General features: G+C 62.0%; 13 protein-coding genes and 4 pseudogenes. 12 read left to right on the top strand and 5 right to left on the bottom strand.

Annotated features, from left to right (window positions below):
• Positions 1-75: 75 nt before the first annotated feature.
• A pseudogene (locus G3T16_RS22935) lies at positions 76-573 on the top strand (MFS transporter); the annotation flags it as partial.
• Between the two features lie 67 nt (positions 574-640).
• Complete coding sequence (locus G3T16_RS21490) at positions 641-1336, top strand: MFS transporter (RefSeq protein ID WP_232059216.1); 696 nt, start codon at positions 641-643, stop codon at positions 1334-1336.
• Here G3T16_RS21490 and G3T16_RS01315 read toward each other — a convergent pair.
• The 5 genes from G3T16_RS01315 to G3T16_RS01335 all read right to left on the bottom strand — a co-directional run bounded on the left by G3T16_RS01315 (position 1333) and on the right by G3T16_RS01335 (position 7694).
• On the bottom strand, positions 1333-2616 hold the full coding sequence (locus tag G3T16_RS01315; protein WP_163493497.1) for a DEAD/DEAH box helicase: 1284 nt from the start codon (positions 2614-2616) through the stop codon (positions 1333-1335). The genes G3T16_RS21490 and G3T16_RS01315 overlap by 4 nt on opposite strands.
• 121 nt (positions 2617-2737) lie before the next feature.
• Entirely contained in the window at positions 2738-3712 is a 975-nt protein-coding gene (locus G3T16_RS01320; RefSeq protein ID WP_197911833.1) for an alpha-L-glutamate ligase-like protein, read from the bottom strand.
• Positions 3709-5232 carry an inactive transglutaminase family protein gene (locus G3T16_RS01325; protein WP_197911834.1) on the bottom strand — a complete coding sequence of 508 codons (1524 nt, stop codon included), beginning with the start codon at positions 5230-5232 and terminating at the stop codon, positions 3709-3711. The genes G3T16_RS01320 and G3T16_RS01325 overlap by 4 nt, the downstream gene beginning before the upstream one ends.
• Before the next feature lie 12 nt (positions 5233-5244).
• Positions 5245-5817 (bottom strand): putative ATP-dependent zinc protease, encoded by a 573-nt coding sequence (locus G3T16_RS01330; RefSeq protein ID WP_197911835.1) that lies wholly within the window; start codon positions 5815-5817, stop codon positions 5245-5247.
• A gap of 185 nt (positions 5818-6002) precedes the next feature.
• Positions 6003-7694 carry an acyl-CoA dehydrogenase family protein gene (locus G3T16_RS01335; protein WP_163493499.1) on the bottom strand — a complete coding sequence of 564 codons (1692 nt, stop codon included), beginning with the start codon at positions 7692-7694 and terminating at the stop codon, positions 6003-6005.
• Between the two features lie 165 nt (positions 7695-7859).
• On the opposite strand from G3T16_RS01335, the gene msrB reads away from it, so the two are divergent.
• The 10 genes and pseudogenes from msrB to G3T16_RS01385 all read left to right on the top strand — a co-directional run bounded on the left by msrB (position 7860) and on the right by G3T16_RS01385 (position 16366).
• The gene (gene msrB / locus G3T16_RS01340; RefSeq protein WP_163493500.1) at positions 7860-8333 is read left to right on the top strand and encodes a peptide-methionine (R)-S-oxide reductase MsrB; all 474 of its coding nucleotides are present in this window, start codon (positions 7860-7862) and stop codon (positions 8331-8333) included.
• Positions 8330-9013: a type II secretion system protein GspG gene (locus G3T16_RS01345; RefSeq protein ID WP_163493501.1), complete on the top strand. Its 684-nt coding sequence runs from the start codon at positions 8330-8332 to the stop codon at positions 9011-9013. Before msrB ends, G3T16_RS01345 begins: the two co-directional genes overlap by 4 nt.
• A gap of 8 nt (positions 9014-9021) precedes the next feature.
• Positions 9022-9462 carry an acyl-CoA thioesterase gene (locus G3T16_RS01350; protein ID WP_163493502.1) on the top strand — a complete coding sequence of 147 codons (441 nt, stop codon included), beginning with the start codon at positions 9022-9024 and terminating at the stop codon, positions 9460-9462.
• A 734-nt stretch (positions 9463-10196) separates the two neighbouring features.
• A pseudogene (gene sufB, locus G3T16_RS01355) lies at positions 10197-11635 on the top strand (Fe-S cluster assembly protein SufB).
• Positions 11636-11679: 44 nt separating this feature from the next.
• Complete coding sequence (gene sufC / locus G3T16_RS01360) at positions 11680-12426, top strand: Fe-S cluster assembly ATPase SufC (RefSeq protein ID WP_163493503.1); 747 nt, start codon at positions 11680-11682, stop codon at positions 12424-12426.
• On the top strand, positions 12426-13730 hold the full coding sequence (sufD, locus tag G3T16_RS01365; RefSeq protein WP_163493504.1) for a Fe-S cluster assembly protein SufD: 1305 nt from the start codon (positions 12426-12428) through the stop codon (positions 13728-13730). Before sufC ends, sufD begins: the two co-directional genes overlap by 1 nt.
• A pseudogene (locus G3T16_RS01370) lies at positions 13727-14976 on the top strand (aminotransferase class V-fold PLP-dependent enzyme). The gene sufD and the pseudogene G3T16_RS01370 overlap by 4 nt, the downstream one beginning before the upstream one ends.
• A 13-nt stretch (positions 14977-14989) precedes the next feature.
• Positions 14990-15346 carry a HesB/IscA family protein gene (locus G3T16_RS01375; protein WP_163493505.1) on the top strand — a complete coding sequence of 119 codons (357 nt, stop codon included), beginning with the start codon at positions 14990-14992 and terminating at the stop codon, positions 15344-15346.
• Between the two features lie 15 nt (positions 15347-15361).
• Complete coding sequence (gene sufT / locus G3T16_RS01380) at positions 15362-15904, top strand: putative Fe-S cluster assembly protein SufT (protein ID WP_163493506.1); 543 nt, start codon at positions 15362-15364, stop codon at positions 15902-15904.
• Positions 15905-15920: 16 nt separating this feature from the next.
• A pseudogene (locus tag G3T16_RS01385) lies at positions 15921-16366 on the top strand (SufE family protein).
• The last annotated feature ends 42 nt before the right edge of the window (positions 16367-16408 follow it).

The raw sequence follows: 16408 nt of genomic DNA on the forward strand, positions 1-16408 counted from the left end.
TTAGACCTGATGAGAACGCTGCTTACACTCACTTCGCTGCTGCTATCCACCTGTCTGCTGCTGATAGGCCAGGGCATGCAGCTCACGCTCACACCACTGCGTGCAAGCAGCAACGGCATGTCGGATTTCCTCATCGGGGTCAGCGCTTCGTGTTATTTCATTGGCTTCGTCGCCGGCTCCATGCTGATCCCCAAAATCATCGCCAAGGTGGGTCACATCCGCAGCTTCGGCGTCCTGGCAGCGGTAATGATCAGCGCCATACTCTCGCTGGAGATGCTCGATGGCTGGTTGCCCTGGATGCTGCTGCGGTTTCTCACCGGCGCCATGATCTGTGGCCTCTACACCGTGATCGAAAGCTGGCTCAACGACCAGACCCGGCCCGAGTCCCGGGGCCAGGTACTGGCCATCTACACCTTCATCATCCTCGCCTCGATGGCGCTGGGACAGGTTCTGATCAATATCGGCCCGGCCGACAGTTCTACGCCTTTCACGCTGGCGGCGCTCTTCATGGCGCTGGCGATTGTGCCGGTGGGTCTTACCAGCCGGCTGGCCCGGCCCGATCGAGTCCACCCGGATACGCTTCAACCTCCTCTACAGGCGCTCGCCAGCAGCCTTCGCCGGAACCCTGCTTTCAGGTCTGGTGGTCGGCAGCTTCTGGGCGCTGGGGGCCGTCTTCGCCCGCCGCTACGGCCAGAGCGTGACCGATGTGACCTGGTTTATGACTGCCGGCATTGCCGGCGGAGCCCTGTTTCAGTATCCGATAGGCTGGCTCTCGGATCACGTCGACAGACGCCATGTGCTGCTGGCGCTGAGCCTGCTGGCTGTGGTGACATCGGCGGCCGTGGCACTGACAGTGAGAACGGAGCTGCACCTGCTGACCGTATTTCTGTTCGGGGCGGTAACAATGCCGCTGTATGCCATTTCCTTGGCCACCGCGGCAGACAATTCCTCGGCCGAGGAATTCGTCGAAATCGGCACCTCGGTATTGATGCTCAACGCGCTGGGCGCGGCCAGCGCGCCCGTCATGCTGGGCCAGTTGATGAGTCTGTTTGACGCCACTGCACTGTTCTGGGCCTTTGCCGCACTGGGGGCGCTGTTCGCTGTCTACCTGGCGGTTCAAACCCGGGACAGCAATCAGATAGTGGCGATAGAAGACCATGTGCCGTTCTCGGCTGCGGCCTCCGAAGCAGCCCCGACCGGCTTTGGGCTCGATCCGCGCGGACCGGAGGACGCCGTGGGCGACCTGCAGCCGGCCGGTGCGATGGATATCAACGAACCCGCTGCGGAACCTTCACCGGAGTCAGAAGCCGAGCCGCCTGGCCCCGAGCCTCATTAACGGGGAGCGCGACTGCCGGACACATTGCCGCGGCCACCGTTGCCGCCACGGCGGCGGCGGGCCGGTTGCTGGCCGCGTGGCGCTCCAGCGCCGCCGCGTCTGGCCGGAGGCCGGGTCTGCTGGGCCGGACGCCCCTGGGGCACGGCGTGCTCGGGCTCGAAACCATCTATTTCCTCGCGAGGCAGACTTTTGCGGATCAGTTTTTCGATCCCGTACAGGTAATCCGCCTCATCGGCGCTGACCAGGGAATACGCTATGCCGGCGGCGCCGGCACGCCCGGTACGGCCAATGCGGTGTACATAGTCTTCCGCCACGTTCGGCAGATCGAAATTCACCACCTGAGGCAATTGTTCGATGTCCAGGCCGCGCGCGGCAATATCCGTGGCCACCAGCGCCTGTATCTTGCCCGACTTGAAGTCGCCCAGCGCCTTGGTGCGGGCGTTCTGGCTCTTGTTGCCATGGATCGCCACGGCGCGAATGCCGTCCTTTTCCAGCAACTGGCTGAGTTTGTTGGCACCGTGCTTGGTACGGGTGAATACCAGCACCTGGTTCCAGGCATTGTCGCGGACCAGATGACTGAGCAGCTCGGGCTTGCGTTTCTTGTCAACAGGGTAAACCCACTGAGTCACGGTGTCGGCGGTAGCGTTGGGTGTACTGACTTCCACCTTCACCGGATTTTGCATATAGCCCTGGGCCAGTTGCGTGATTTCAGCGGAAAACGTTGCCGAGAACATCAGCGTCTGGCGCTTCACCGGCAGCAGTTTCACAATGCGGCGGATATCGTGGATGAAGCCCATGTCCAGCATGCGATCGGCTTCGTCGAAGACCAGTACCTCCACGTCGCTGAAATCGATGAAGCCCTGACCATGTAGATCCAGCAGGCGCCCGGGCGTTGCCACCAACACATCGATGCCGCGGCGCATCAGGGCGATCTGGGGATTGATTTTCACCCCGCCAAATACAACGGCGGAAGTCAGGCCATCGTACTTGCCATAGTCGCGTACACTGCCCTGGACCTGGGCAGCCAGCTCCCGGGTCGGCGTCAGCACCAGCGCGCGACAGCGATTGGGACGCACGGCCCTGCCGTCGGTCAGACGGTGCAGCAGCGGCAAAGTGAAAGCGGCAGTCTTGCCAGTACCGGTCTGGGCCGCAGCCATCACATCACGCCCCTCCAGAATCAGCGGAATGGCCTTGGCCTGGATGGGTGAGGGAGTGGTGTAGCCCTGGTCGGCAATAGCGCGCAACAGGCTGGCAGACAGCCCAAGGTTGTCGAAGCTCATAGTCAGCGATCTCGTGGAATAAAGAATTGATGCTGACGAGGACGAGCACCGCCAGCAGGTGCGAAGCGGCGCATAGTACGCGAATGCCGCCACATTGCAAGCGGAGTGCGCCGGGACCGGTTCAGGCCTCCGGCGGAAAAGCGGTCTCGGGCACCCGGAACAGCTCCCTGGCCCGGGCGATGCGGCCGGCATGATCAGCCGCGGTGGCGGCGATCTCTGCGGCCTGCGTCATACGATGGATCAAACCCTCCTGATTGGCCACCTGAATCGCCAGACCGGGCCGGGCGTTCAGTTCCAGCAACATGGGGCCCCGGTGCCGGTCCAGCACGATATCGGCTCCCAGGTAGCCCAGGCCCGTCATGTCCGCACAACCGGCCGCCAGATCGAGAATGGCGTCCCAGTCCGGCAGCCGCAGCGACGCAAAGCTGGCGCCGGTATCAGGATGATGCGTGACCAGATGGCCATGCTGGACAGCGGCGATGCTGCGGCCGGTGGCGATATCCAGCCCCACGCCCACGGCCCCCTGGTGCAGGTTGGCCTTGCCGTCGGAGGCATGGGTGGCGCAGCGCATCATCGCCATTACCGGCACCCCGCGATAGACGATCACCCGAATATCCGGCACGCCTTCATAGCTGTAAGTGGCCAGTGCCGGATTAAAGTCGATCAGTGCCTCTATCATTGCACAATCGTTGCGCCCGCCCAGGCTGTGCAAGCCCGCCAGGATATTGGAGGTATGCCGGCGCAGCGCACCGGCATCGACTACCGCGCCGCTGGCCTTGATGAAGTTGTCGCCGTCGCGGTCGACGATCACCAGAATGCCCTTGCCGCCACTGCCCTGTACCGGCTTGATGACGAACGCGGTTTTATCGAGCAGGCCTTCCACCATGCGGTCGATCTGGAACTGGTGATCGATGACGCCGTACAGCTCGGGCACCACGATGCCGCGTTCCAGCGCGGCCTTCTTGGTCTGCAGCTTGTTGTCCACCAGCTGGTAGTTGCGGCGCGGATTGTTTTCCCCGATGAAGGTGATGTTGCGCCGGTTCATGCCGAGGATGCCCAGCCGGCGCAGCGCGGCGGGAGAAACCAGGCGAATCATTTCAATTTCGCCATATCGCGGAAGCGGTACAGCTCTGACAGGCGGTAGCCCGTGTATTTGCCCAGCAGCAGGATCACCCCCAGCAAGCTGATCAGCAACTCGGGGAAGTTGAAGGTCAGATGCGCCACGACCCGGGTGGACATCACCATATAGGCCAAGACCGCCACCAGCAGGCTGCCACCGCCCTGCACCAGGACCTCGTGGCCGCCCTCCTCTTCCCACAGTATCGACATCCGCTCTATGGTCCAGGCCAGAATGACAGTGGGAAAGAAGGTGACTGTCAGGGCCTGGTCCAGCCCCAGCTTGTAACTGGCCAGCGCGAGGATAGCCATCAGCAGAATCACCACGATCACCACTGCCGATACCCTGGCCACAAGCAACAGATTGAGGTGACTCAACCAGGAGCGAATCCACAGCCCCGCGCTGACCAGACTGAGAAAGATTGCCACCCCGACCCACAGCGTAGTTTGCAGGAATGCCAGCGCGATCAGAATGGGCATGAAAGTGCCCGAGGTACTGATGCCTACCACTATCCGCATCAAGACGACCACGAAGGCCGCCACCGGCAGCAACAGGATGCCCTTGAAAATCCCCTGTTGCTCGACCGGCAGTGCATAGATGGAAAAGTCCAGCAGCGCGAAGTCATCCCGGCGCTGCTCCATGCTGACCACGGTCTTGGCCGACAGGTTGTTGCTGATCAGCGCAAACTCCAGGCTGGAGTCACGTCCGCCCACTACTCGAAGCACGGCACCGGGGCCGCGCTGCCAGACAAAGAAATCATCCGGCAGGCCCGCCGCTGCGGTCACCGGGTCAAACAGTTGCCAGCTGGAGCCGTCGTGAATTTCCAGCAGTGAGCTCAGCACCTGCCTGCGCCGGCCATCCTGCAGGCGGATACCGCGTACGGTGTGGGCGGGGATGCCGGCAAAGGCGAGCACATCCAGCATTACCCCCAGCTTCGCGGTCCGGTAAGTGCCCAGCAGGAACTCCGCATCCTGGGTTGGTTGCGATCGGGACAGCTCCTGTATCAGCAGGGTCACGAAGGTGGCCGGCCCGGTGGAGCGCTCGCGCAGATCGGCCACCAGCCGCTCCATTGCTGCCCGCTGATCCGCTTCCAGCAGCGGGGAATCCGGCTCGCTGATCGGAAAACCCGGCAGGGTGTCGAGGCGGGCCCGGTAGGCCTGCATCTTGTAATATAGCGTGGTGGGAGTTTCCAGCGTCTGCCGGGTCCAGCGCGCCAGCTTGCCCTCTGTCTCATCCACTACGGTAAAACCAAACCCCGAAGACGCAAAATGCTCTTCCAGCAACACCCAGCCACCCAGCGGCCGGGGCAGCTGCAGTTCCACCTCCACCGGGCCGTCGCTGGGCTTGAAGTTGACCTTGGATTCAATAGTCCAGACTTCCCGCGACTCACCGGGCCAGAGCGGCAAATCCAGTCTTATCACCTTGTAGGCGGTGAGGCCGAGGCCAAACAGGATCAGAATACCCGCGACGATACCAATCTGCGTGCGCGATGCGATCATGGGCGGAACCGGTCAGCGATCAAGGGTGTGTTTACGACTGACATCGACGATGGCGACATCGGTGAGCAGGTTGCGCCCCACCCGTAGCGGGTACGCCATATCGGTCCGATCGGACAGACCCACTTCCACCCGGGCCCGGTAATCGCCCAGCGTCAGCCACATCAGCACAACATAGTTTTTGCCCTCACCGTTGCGGGCCGCCGCGCGGCGCCGCAGCCGGGTTTCCATCTCCTGTTCTTCCCCGGTTTCCGGATCCACCAGGGTGTACAGTACAAAGCGCTTGCCGTCTTTCTCCACCGTGCGGATGTTGCCCGCCCTGATGGTCGTCAAATCGGTCGCCGTGTCTATCATTGCCTCCAGGCGCAGGCCCGGCGGCTCGATCACGACGTACTCCACAGTGCCGATCACCGGCAGGTCCAGCTCGCCAGCGGTCGCCGTACGCGGGCCTTCCGGCCCCGGCTGGGATGGCGCCGTTTGCAGCACAATACGCTCTATGACTTCGGGTTCCGGACACTGCGGCACTTCGCAGACTGGACAGGGAACAGGCTCCCTGATTACGGGACAATTGGAGCTGTCAACCACCATCGGCGCGCTCTGACAAGCGCTCAGCAGCACGCCAAAAAACACTGCCCCAAACGCCCTTACCCCAGCTGACATGAGCTTCCCTGTATTGAAATGTAGTAGGTATTGCTTATACGAGCGCCGAGTATACTGCAGCACGGCGCAACAAATCACGTCCAGCAGCGATCCGACACCGCCCATGCGCCAGCTCAGCTCACTCGCGGCAGCGCGCGAGCAACCAACTCATCGACCGCCAGACCCCGCGGCAAGGTGCCATAGTGACGCGCGCCCTGCTGACCGAGTCGCGCAGCAATAAATGCCTCTGCCACAGCCGTGTTGCCCGCTTGCAGCAGCAGGCCGGCCTGCATCGTCAACGCCAGCTGGTCTACCAGGGTCCTGGCGCGATACTCAAGTTGATCGGTGTCCTGTAGTTGCTCGCGCAGAGAGTGTATGGACTCATCAAGCAGCCGGTGACCGCCGCGGCTCTTGTCCAATTCCGCGAACCAGGTATCCAGTACCTGGGGGCTGCGCTCCACCGCGCGCAGCATGTCCAGCGCCTGGACATTGCCGGAGCCTTCCCAGATCGCATTGATCGGCGCATCCCGGTACAGCCTGGCGAGAATGAAGTCTTCGCTCACGCCGTTGCCACCAAGGCATTCCATTGCTTCGTAAGTGTGCGCCGGGGCGCGCTTGCAAATCCAGTACTTGCCAGTGGGCAGGCCCAGTCGCAACAGCAGGCGGTCGTGCTCATCGGGCTGGGCAGCCAGACTGCGGTCAAGTGCCTGCGCCATGCGCATGGTGAAAGCCAGCGAACCTTCCAGCTCCAGCTGCAGATCGGCCAGCACATTGCGCATCAGCGGCTGATCGATCAGGTATTTGCCAAAAGCGCTGCGCCCGGCGGCATGGTTCGCCGCCTGAGCCACCGCCTGCCGCTGGGCGGCACTGGAGCCCAGCATGCAATCGAAACGGGTCATCGCCACCATCTCGAGAATGGCGGCAACCCCGCGGCCCTCCTCGCCTACCAGCCAGCCCAGTGCGCCGCGCAGCTCGATTTCCGACGAGGCGTTGGCCACATTCCCCATCTTGTCCTTGAGGCGTTGCACCTGCAGCGGGTTCTTGCTGCCATCCGGTCGCCAGCGCGGCACCAGAAAGCAACTCAGGCCGGCGCTGGCCTGAGCCAGCACCAGAAACGCATCGCACATCGGCGCCGAGGTAAACCATTTGTGTCCCACCAGCTCGTACTCTTCGCCCGGGCCCGCCGCATTCACGGGCATCGCACTGGTGGTGTTGCTCCTTACATCAGAGCCGCCCTGCTTCTCCGTCATGCCCATCCCGATCGTCAGCGCCTGCTTGTCGGTGTGGGGACGGTTGGCCGGATCATAGGCCCGGTTGAGTACCTTCGGAATCCACGCCTGCGCCAGGGCCGGCGTCAGCCGCAGGGTCGGGATCGAGGCAAAGGTCATCGTCAGGGGACAGCCGTGGCCGGATTCAACCTGGCTCTGCAGGTAATATTTCGCGGCTCGCGCAACATGGGCTCCGGGCCCCGGGTCGGTCCAGGGACTGCTGTGCAACCCGGCCTCCAGGCCCAGGCCCAGCAGGGCGTGATAGGACTCGTGGTAGCGGACCAGGTCTACCCGGTAGCCCTGGCGGTCATGAGAGAAGAAACGGGGCTTGTACTCGTTGGCCAGAAAGCCCCAGTCATAGGTCCGGCTCTCACCGCAGCGGGCACCGTGGGCGCTGATTTCCGCTTCCGCCCAGATGCCTCCGTGGCGCTTTACAGCCTCCTGCAGGGCGGCGTCGGTAGTGTAGAGATTGTAGTCCAGCAACGGATCCGGCTGGTTGCTGACTTCGTGGGTGGCGGCCAGGCAGTTCGCGGCGGTCAATTCAGGCTGGGTAGTCATGACAGCTCCTGCGTTGAAACATGGGGACAATGACTCCGGCAATGGTATCATCCCGCCCACAGAGTGCCAGCGTACCGTTTACCCAGGCGGCGCTGCGCTTGCCGGCACTGAACCTCTGGTGCCGAAAAGTGTCTTCCGAGCAGCCAACCGAAAAGGATCAGACCCATGCTCAACTGGCAGGACATCGAACGCTTCGTTAGCGGCGGCACCCCCGCCCCGGACCGGCGCGTGGAACGCAGCGAGACGGAGTGGGCCGCACTGCTGTCGCCGGAACAGTATCGCGTCACCCGTCAGGCCGGCACCGAACACGCCTTCAGCAGCGATATGTGCTCGCGTTTCGAGCCCGGCTCCTATTGCTGTGTATGTTGTGGCACCCTGCTGTTCGACGGCGACGAGAAATTCGAATCCGGCACTGGCTGGCCCTCATTCACCCAGCCAGTACGCGACAACGCGATTGCCTATCGCCTGGACAGCTCCCTCGGCGGGAACCGCATCGAGACGATCTGCAACACCTGTGATGCCCATCTGGGCCACGTATTTCCCGATGGCCCCGCCCCCAGCGGACTGCGCTACTGCATGAATGCGGTGGCGCTGCGCAAGGTGGTGGAGACCGACTCCGCAGCGGGGGAAGCCGAATGAGAACCGCGTTCGCTACCATTGCCCTGGCCGTCCTGCTGGGCGCCTGCGCCAACCCGGTGCGCGACGCCGAGCAGGCAGTGGCAGCCAATCTCCGCTACGTGGAATCACTGGACTTTCGCAACCTGGAGGAATACCCGGGTTCCGTAGTCTGCGGCCAGTACCGCGCCATCCAGCGATTTGGCGAGACCAGTCACTGGCGGATATTTGTCTACCGCGCAGGCGAGGTCCAGGTCGCTCCCAATGCTGCGGATCGGGCGATTTTTTGCAGTGAAGACCCGGCCCTGCATCTCTATCAGCAGTTTTCCATCCAGGTGGACGGGAATTCAAGCGAAGCACTCGCCCAGGTCGCGGCCGACCTGCGTCTGATGTCGGGCTTGCTGGAGCAGTACTACCAGGACCACGCGGCCTATCCGACCAACGAGCGCGGCCTGCAGGCGCTGGCCGCGCCAGCCAGCGAGCAACCCAACCCGCGCAAGGCCCCTGCCAACGGCTACCTGCCGGCTGTGCCGACGGACCCCTGGGGACGCCCCTACCAATACGAGGCGGCACCGTTTGCCGGCAGCAAGCAACCGCCCTCGCTGCTGACTCAGGGGGCAGATGGCAAACCTGGCGGCAAGGGGCTGGATGCGGATATCACCCTTGAACACCTGTCCTATATTGAACATGCCCTGACACTGTGAACCAACACTTGACGACCGAGCTGCCATTTACGGAAACCGTACGGGTACGCTATCGCGACACGGACGCCCAAGGACACCTGTATTTTGCCAATTACCTGGTGCTGGCGGACGAAACGGCCGGCGCCTACATGGAGACCCTGGGCTACAGCAGCATGAATCCATCGCTGGCTCCCTGCTTTGTTTTCACGGTCAATGTCAACTGCGACTATCTGGGCGAGTGCACGGCCTTTGACCGGATAAAGGTCGCGGTGGGCTATACCCGCCTGGGACGCAGCAGTGCCGAGATGACCTTTGAACTGCGGCGGGAGGCGGACGCGGCAATCCTCGCCCGCGGCAGCCTCACCCAGGTGTTCGTGGACAAGGTGACGCGCAAATCCATCCGTATCCCGGCAGCCTACCGCGAGGCCATCATCCAACACCAACCGGAACTGGCAGCCGCCGGGAGCTGACCGAGTCCGTCCGGTCGGCATCAAGAGTTCCGGTCTGTCCTGGACGGAGCAAGAGTCCCGGTCTGCCTCGCCAGGGGGACTTCTAGCGACACGCCGTAAATCCATCCATGGAGGCTCGGTTGCAGCATCCATGCTGCAAACGGTCTCTAGAAGTCCCCCTGCCGAGGCAGACCTACCTTCACAGTTTTTAATTGAGTTGGGCAGTATTGCTGTCCCTGAGTCGGCTACAGAAGTAGAGATATCGACCGGGGTGTGGTGTTCAAGACCGTATGCGACATGGATGTCGCATACGAGCCCCCAGGGAGGGGTTCACGGCGTGTCTTGAACACCACACCCCGGTTGATGTCTCGGCAACCGAAGTGCCGCCCTGCCGCCCGACGATCCGGTATCATAGCCAAATATTCCACTAAAAATGGGACAGCAATGATCGGCATGCGACGTCTACGCTCCCTACCCTCTCTGCCTACCACAACAACGCCATGGCCAGCATCAGCATCAGCATCAGCATCAGCCGGCGTGTCGCTGACCCCGCGATTGCGTCGAACCTAATAGTCGACTAAAATACTCAGGTATAGCAATCGGCAGCGACGCGTTGCGATTGTGGCACAGCGGCAGTGTTGGAAAACCACCACGGGCCGCAGACAGGGCGCGGCGCACATGAGAAAATGGTGCTCACGCCAGACGGGTCCCGGGTGAACCGGCTCCCTGCCCGCAATGATGACAGGTCATGAATTATGTCTCAGGAACAGATTGACAACCTTATCCGCAAGGAATACGCGGCCGGTTTCAGCTCCGATATCGAGTCGGACACGCTGCCCCGGGGCTGAATGAAGATGTGATCCGCTTCATATCCGCCCGCAACGAAGAGCCTGAGTGGTTGCTGGAGTGGCGCCTGGAGGCCTATCGCGGCTGGCAGGAAATGACTGAGCCCGATTGGGCTCACGTGGATTATCCGCCGGTGGGCTTCAATGATATCTCCTACTATTCCTCGCCCAAGACCATGAAGGACCGCCCCAAGAGCCTGGACGAGGTGGATCCGGAGTTGATTGCCACCTACAACAAGCTCGGTATTCCACTGCACGAACAGGCCACCCTGGCCGGCGTCGCAGTCGATGCGGTATTCGACTCGGTTTCGGTAACCACAACCTTCCGCAAGAAGCTGGCAGAGTCGGGCGTGATTTTCTGTTCCATTTCCGAGGCAGTGCGCGAGTACCCGGAGCTGGTTCGCAAATATCTGGGCAGCGTGGTGCCGCGCAGGGACAATTTTTACGCCGCCCTGAACAGTGCAGTCTACAGCGACGGCTCGTTCGTCTATATCCCCAAGGGCATACGCTGCCCCATGGAACTGTCCACCTATTTTCGTATCAACGATCCCAAGACCGGCCAGTTTGAACGCACACTGATCATCGCCGACGAGGACAGCCACGTCAGTTATCTGGAGGGCTGCACCGCGCCGATGCGGGACGAGAATCAGCTGCATGCCGCGGTGGTGGAACTGGTGGCACTGGACGGCGCCCAGATCAAGTATTCGACGGTACAGAACTGGTACCCCGGCGATGCCAACGGCAAGGGCGGCATCTACAATTTCGTGACCAAGCGCGGCGTGGCCCACCGCAATGCCAAGATTTCCTGGACCCAGGTGGAAACCGGCTCGGCCATCACCTGGAAGTATCCCAGCTGCATCCTGCGCGGCGACAACAGCGTGGGCGAGTTCTACTCGGTGGCACTGACCAACAACGCGCAACAGGCAGACACCGGCACCAAGATGATACATCTGGGCAAGAACACCCGCTCCACCATCATCTCCAAGGGGATTTCGGCGGGACGCAGCTCCAACGCCTACCGTGGCCTGGTCCGGATGAGCCCCCGTGCCGAGGGAGCCCGCAACTATACCCAGTGCGACTCGCTGCTGATCGGCGATCGCAGTGCGGCACACACCTTCCCCTACATCGAGAGCCGCAACCCCAGCGCGGTGATCGAACACGAAGCCACCACCTCCAAGGTCAGCGACGACCAGTTGTATCTGTGTCAGCAACGCGGCCTGGATGCCGAAAAGGCGGTGTCCATGATCGTCAACGGTTTCTGCAAGGAGGTGTTCCGCGAATTGCCGATGGAATTTGCAATGGAAGCCGGCAAATTGCTGGAAGTCAGCCTGGAAGGATCAGTGGGCTGAACATACGGGATAACTGAGCAACACCGCTACGGAGCAACGCAACAATGCTGAAGATTGACAACCTGCACGCCAGGGTCGAAAAGGAAGATATTCTCAAGGGACTGGACCTGAACGTGAAGCCCGGTGAAATCCACGCCATCATGGGACCCAACGGCTCCGGCAAGAGCACCCTGGGGCACGTGCTCGCGGGGCGTCCGGGCTATACCGTGACCGCGGGTTCCGTGCAGTTCCTGGGGCAGGATCTGCTGGCGCTTGAGACCGAGGAGCGCGCTCACCTGGGCATTTTCCTCGCATTCCAGTACCCGGTGGAAATTCCCGGGGTCAGCAACATGGAATTCCTCAAGGCCTCGGTGGATGCGGTGCGCGAATACCGCGGCGAGCCCGCGCTGGACAGCATCAGCTTCATGAAGCGCGCCCGCGAGATCTGCAAGACCGTGGATCTGGATCAGGCTTTCCTGAAGCGTGGCGTCAACGAGGGTTTTTCCGGCGGCGAGAAGAAACGCAATGAGCTGATGCAGATGATGCTGCTGGAGCCCAAACTGGCGATCATGGACGAAACCGACAGCGGCCTGGATATCGACGCGCTGCAGGTCGTCTCCGCCGGCATCAATGCCATGCGCAGCCCTCAGCGCAGCTTTATTCTTGTGACCCACTACCAGCGTCTGCTGAACTTTATCGAGCCCGATTTCGTCCACGTGCTGTCCGGCGGTCGCATCGTACGCTCCGGCGACAAATCGCTGGCCCTGGAACTGGAAGAAAAAGGCTATGCCTGGCTGGAGGATGTGGCCTGATGTCCGATTTCATGCGCCAACCTCTGGCCGCCGACATCAATGCCGCCCCGGACTGGTTGCAGGATATCCGCAGCCGCGGTCGCACCGCCTGGCGGCACAGCACGATGCCGACACGCAAGACCGAGGCCTGGAAGTACACCAGCCTGCAGGCGCTGCAGCAACCGTTCGCGGTCACAACCGCCAGTACTGCGGCCACCGACGTGTCCGACATCGATTATCCCGTGCTGGGTGGGCCCACGCTGGTCTTTGCCGACGGCCACTTCCGCCAGGATCTGTCCACCACCACGCTGCCACCGGGGCTTACCCTGTTGCGTTTTGCCGATGCTTCGCCGGAACAGGCGGCGCGGATAGCCGCGCAGCTCGGTACCGCAATACTGCCCGGACGGCATGTTTTCGCGCCCTTGAACGACGCAACCCTGGCCGACGGGGTTTTTCTGGAGGTCGCGGCAAATACCAGAATCGAAGCGCCGCTGCATGTGGTCTGGCTGACCACCGGCCAGACCCAGCCGATCAGTGTAACCCAGCGCCTGCTGGTGTGCCTGGGTCCGAACAGCGAAGCCTCACTGACAGAGAGCTTCGCCAATATCGCGACGGGGGGCACGGCTTTTACCAATGGCATTACCGAGCTGCTGCTCGAACGTGGCTCGCACCTGAGCCACTATCGTCTGCACCTGGAACAGGGCGCGGCGGTCCATATTGGCGGTGTCCATGCACGGTTGGGACAGGATAGCGTGCTCAGCGGTTTCCATCTGGCTCTGGGCAGTGCCCTCAAGCGCATCGACCTGGTCGTGGATCACCAGGGGACCGGCGCCCACTGCGACCTGGATGGCATATACCTGCCCCGCGGCCAGGAAATCGTCGACTACCATACCTGCATGGAGCACAGCGTAGCCCACTGCAGCAGCCGGGAACGCTTCCGTGGCATTATCGCCGACGAGGCCACGGCGGTATTCAATGGGCGTATCCACATTCATCCCCAGGCTCAGAAAACACGGGCCGAGCTCAGCAACAACAATTTGCTGACCAGCAACAAGGCCGAAATCAACACCAAACCGGAACTGGAGATCTATGCGGACGACGTCCAGTGCGCCCACGGCGCCACGGTGGCGCAGCTGGACCCGCATACCCTGCATTACCTGCGCACCCGCGGCATACCGCGGGAAGAGGCAGAGGTGATGCTCAGTTACGGCTTCATCAATGAACTGGTGGAGAACCTGACACAAACCGTAGTGCGCGACTGGCTCAAGCCACTGCTGGCACGCCGCTTCGCGCCCAACCCACGACTCGTCAGGCACCTGCTATGAACAGCCCCGCCGCCGCGCAGCTGGCAGTGTTCGATGCCGCGCGCATCCGCAAGGATTTTCCCGCCCTGCATCAGGAGGTCAACGGCCATCCGCTGGTCTATCTCGACAATGCCGCCACCACCCAGAAGCCGGAGCAGGTGATCGAGGCAATCAGCCACTATTACCGGCACGACAATGCCAATGTGCATCGCGGCGCCCATACTCTCAGTGACCGGGCCACAGTGGCTTTCGAAGGCGCTCGGGGCACCGTGGCCAGCTTTATCAACAGCGCCAGTACTTCAGAGGTCATCTGGGTACGGGGCGCCACCGAGGCAATCAACCTGGTGGCCCACAGCTGGGGCCGCAGCCAATTGCAGCCTGGCGACCAGATCCTGGTGTCCTTTCTGGAACATCATTCCAACATCGTGCCGTGGCAGCTGGTCGCCGCCGCGACCGGCGCCGAAGTAGTGCCCATCCCCATTACCACCCAGGGTGACATCGATCTCGATGCACTGGCAGGCCTGCTCGGTGAACGGGTCAGGCTGGTAGCGGTCAACCATGTCTCCAATGCTGTGGGCACCGTCAATCCGGTAGCCGAAATCACCCGCATGGCACATGCCGCCGGAGCATTGGTCATGGTTGATGGCGCCCAGGCCACCGCCCACATACCGGTGGATGTGCGCAGTATCGGCTGCGACTTCTATGCCTTTTCCGGCCACAAGCTGTTCGGGCCCACCGGCATCGGGGTACTGTGGGGCAGGGAATCCCTGCTGGAAGAGATGCCCCCTTCCTCGGCGGTGGCGAAATGATCGAGAGCGTCGCCTTCAGCGGCAGCAGCTGGAACAGCCTGCCCTTTAAATTCGAGGCTGGCACCCCCAATATAGCAGGAGCCATCGGTCTGGCCGCCGCGGTCGACTATCTCTCCGGAATCGACATGGTGGCAGCTGCGGAACACGAAGTGAAATTGCTTCAGCAGTCGGTGGCGCTGGGTGCCGAGGTAGACGGTTTGCGGCGGATTGGCGATCCTGCCCACTCAGTGGGTATTTTCAGTTTCCTGATCGAGGGCGTACACCCCGCCGACCTCGGCATGCTGCTGGACCAGCAGGGTGTCGCGGTGCGTACGGGACACCATTGTGCGCAGCCACTGATGAGCTACTACGGCTCACCCGGTGGCACCGCGCGAGCCTCCTATTCGCTGTACAACACAGCGCAGGAGGTCGAGCAATTGTTCGCGGCAATCCACAAGGCCAAGCGCCTGTTTGCATGAGAAGGTAGATTGTATGACCGTTGAGACTTTTGACATTAGCGCCGATGCAGTGCAGGTCAGCCCGGCTGCTGCCGCCCACCTGAAAAAGCAGTTGCAGTTGTCGGGTCGGCGCGCAGTGCGTGTCAGCGTTAAGGAAAGTGGCTGCACCGGCTACATGTACGTGCTGGACGAGGTGGACCAGAATCTGGCTGACGATATCGAGATGCATCTGGACAACGGCCTGGATCTCTATATCGACGCCGGTTCGCTGGCGGTACTGAAAGGTACCCGGCTGGATTTCGAGAAAGAGGGTGTGAACCGCACGCTCAAGTTTCACAACCCCAATGTCACTGCCGCCTGTGGTTGCGGCGAAAGCTTCAGCATCAGTTGATTCGGAATTACAGCCATGAGTGCCCAGGAAAAAACCCTGCTGACAACCCAGCGCGACTGCCCCGGCCGGCTGGTGCCGGTAGGCGACCCGGTGACGATACCCGCACACACCTTCGTCACCCTGACCCAGGCGCTGGGGGGTAATTACACCGTCATCCACAACGGCAACATGATCCGGGTGGACGGCACTGACGCGGACGCGCTGGGTCTCACAGCGCAGAAGCTCGATTTCGAGACCCCCGCGGATGGGCGCATCGACGAGGAACAGGTGTGGCAGGCACTGCGCACGGTGTACGACCCGGAAGTACCGGTGGACCTGGTGAATCTGGGGCTGATCTACAGCGTCGAGATAGACCAGGAGCAAGGCCGGGTGGCGATCAGCATGACGCTCACCGCGCCCGGTTGCGGCATGGGCCCGGTGCTGGTGGGCGATGTCAAATACCGCGTCGCCCAGGTTCCCCATGTCCGCACGGTGGAAGTGGAACTGGTTTTCGACCCGCCGTGGAACCGGGATATGATGTCCGAGGAGGCCAGGCTGGAAACCGGCCTGTTCTACTAAGGAGAAGCCGTCACCCATGTCCGCAACCGCCACCAGCCAGAATCCGTTCGGCCACAGTATTACCAGCGACGACATCGTGGACAGCCTGGGTTTTTTCGACGACTGGGAAGACCGCTACAAGTATATTATCGATCTGGGCAGGGAGCTGCCGCCGCTGCCCGATGAGTTGCATACCGGGGACCGGCTGGTGAAGGGCTGCCAGAGCCAGGTGTGGATAGACACCCATATCGAAAATGGCAGGCTGGAACTCGCGGTAGACAGCGACGCCTTTATCGTCAAGGGCCTGTTGGGCGTGGTGCTTGCCGCCTACAACGGCAAGACCCCGGCGGAAGTGCTGGCCTTCGATATAGACGCCTATTTTGGCGAACTGGACCTGCTGCGCCACCTCTCCCCGTCCGCGGCAATGGTCTGCGTGCGATGGTCACACGTATCCGGGAAATCGCCGCGCAGGCAGCAGCGTAGCAGGCTGCAGGGCCGCGCAGCCTGACCCGGGGACGTCCCCGC

The organism is Kineobactrum salinum (genome assembly GCF_010669285.1).
GTDB lineage: Bacteria > Pseudomonadota > Gammaproteobacteria > Pseudomonadales > Halieaceae > Kineobactrum > Kineobactrum salinum.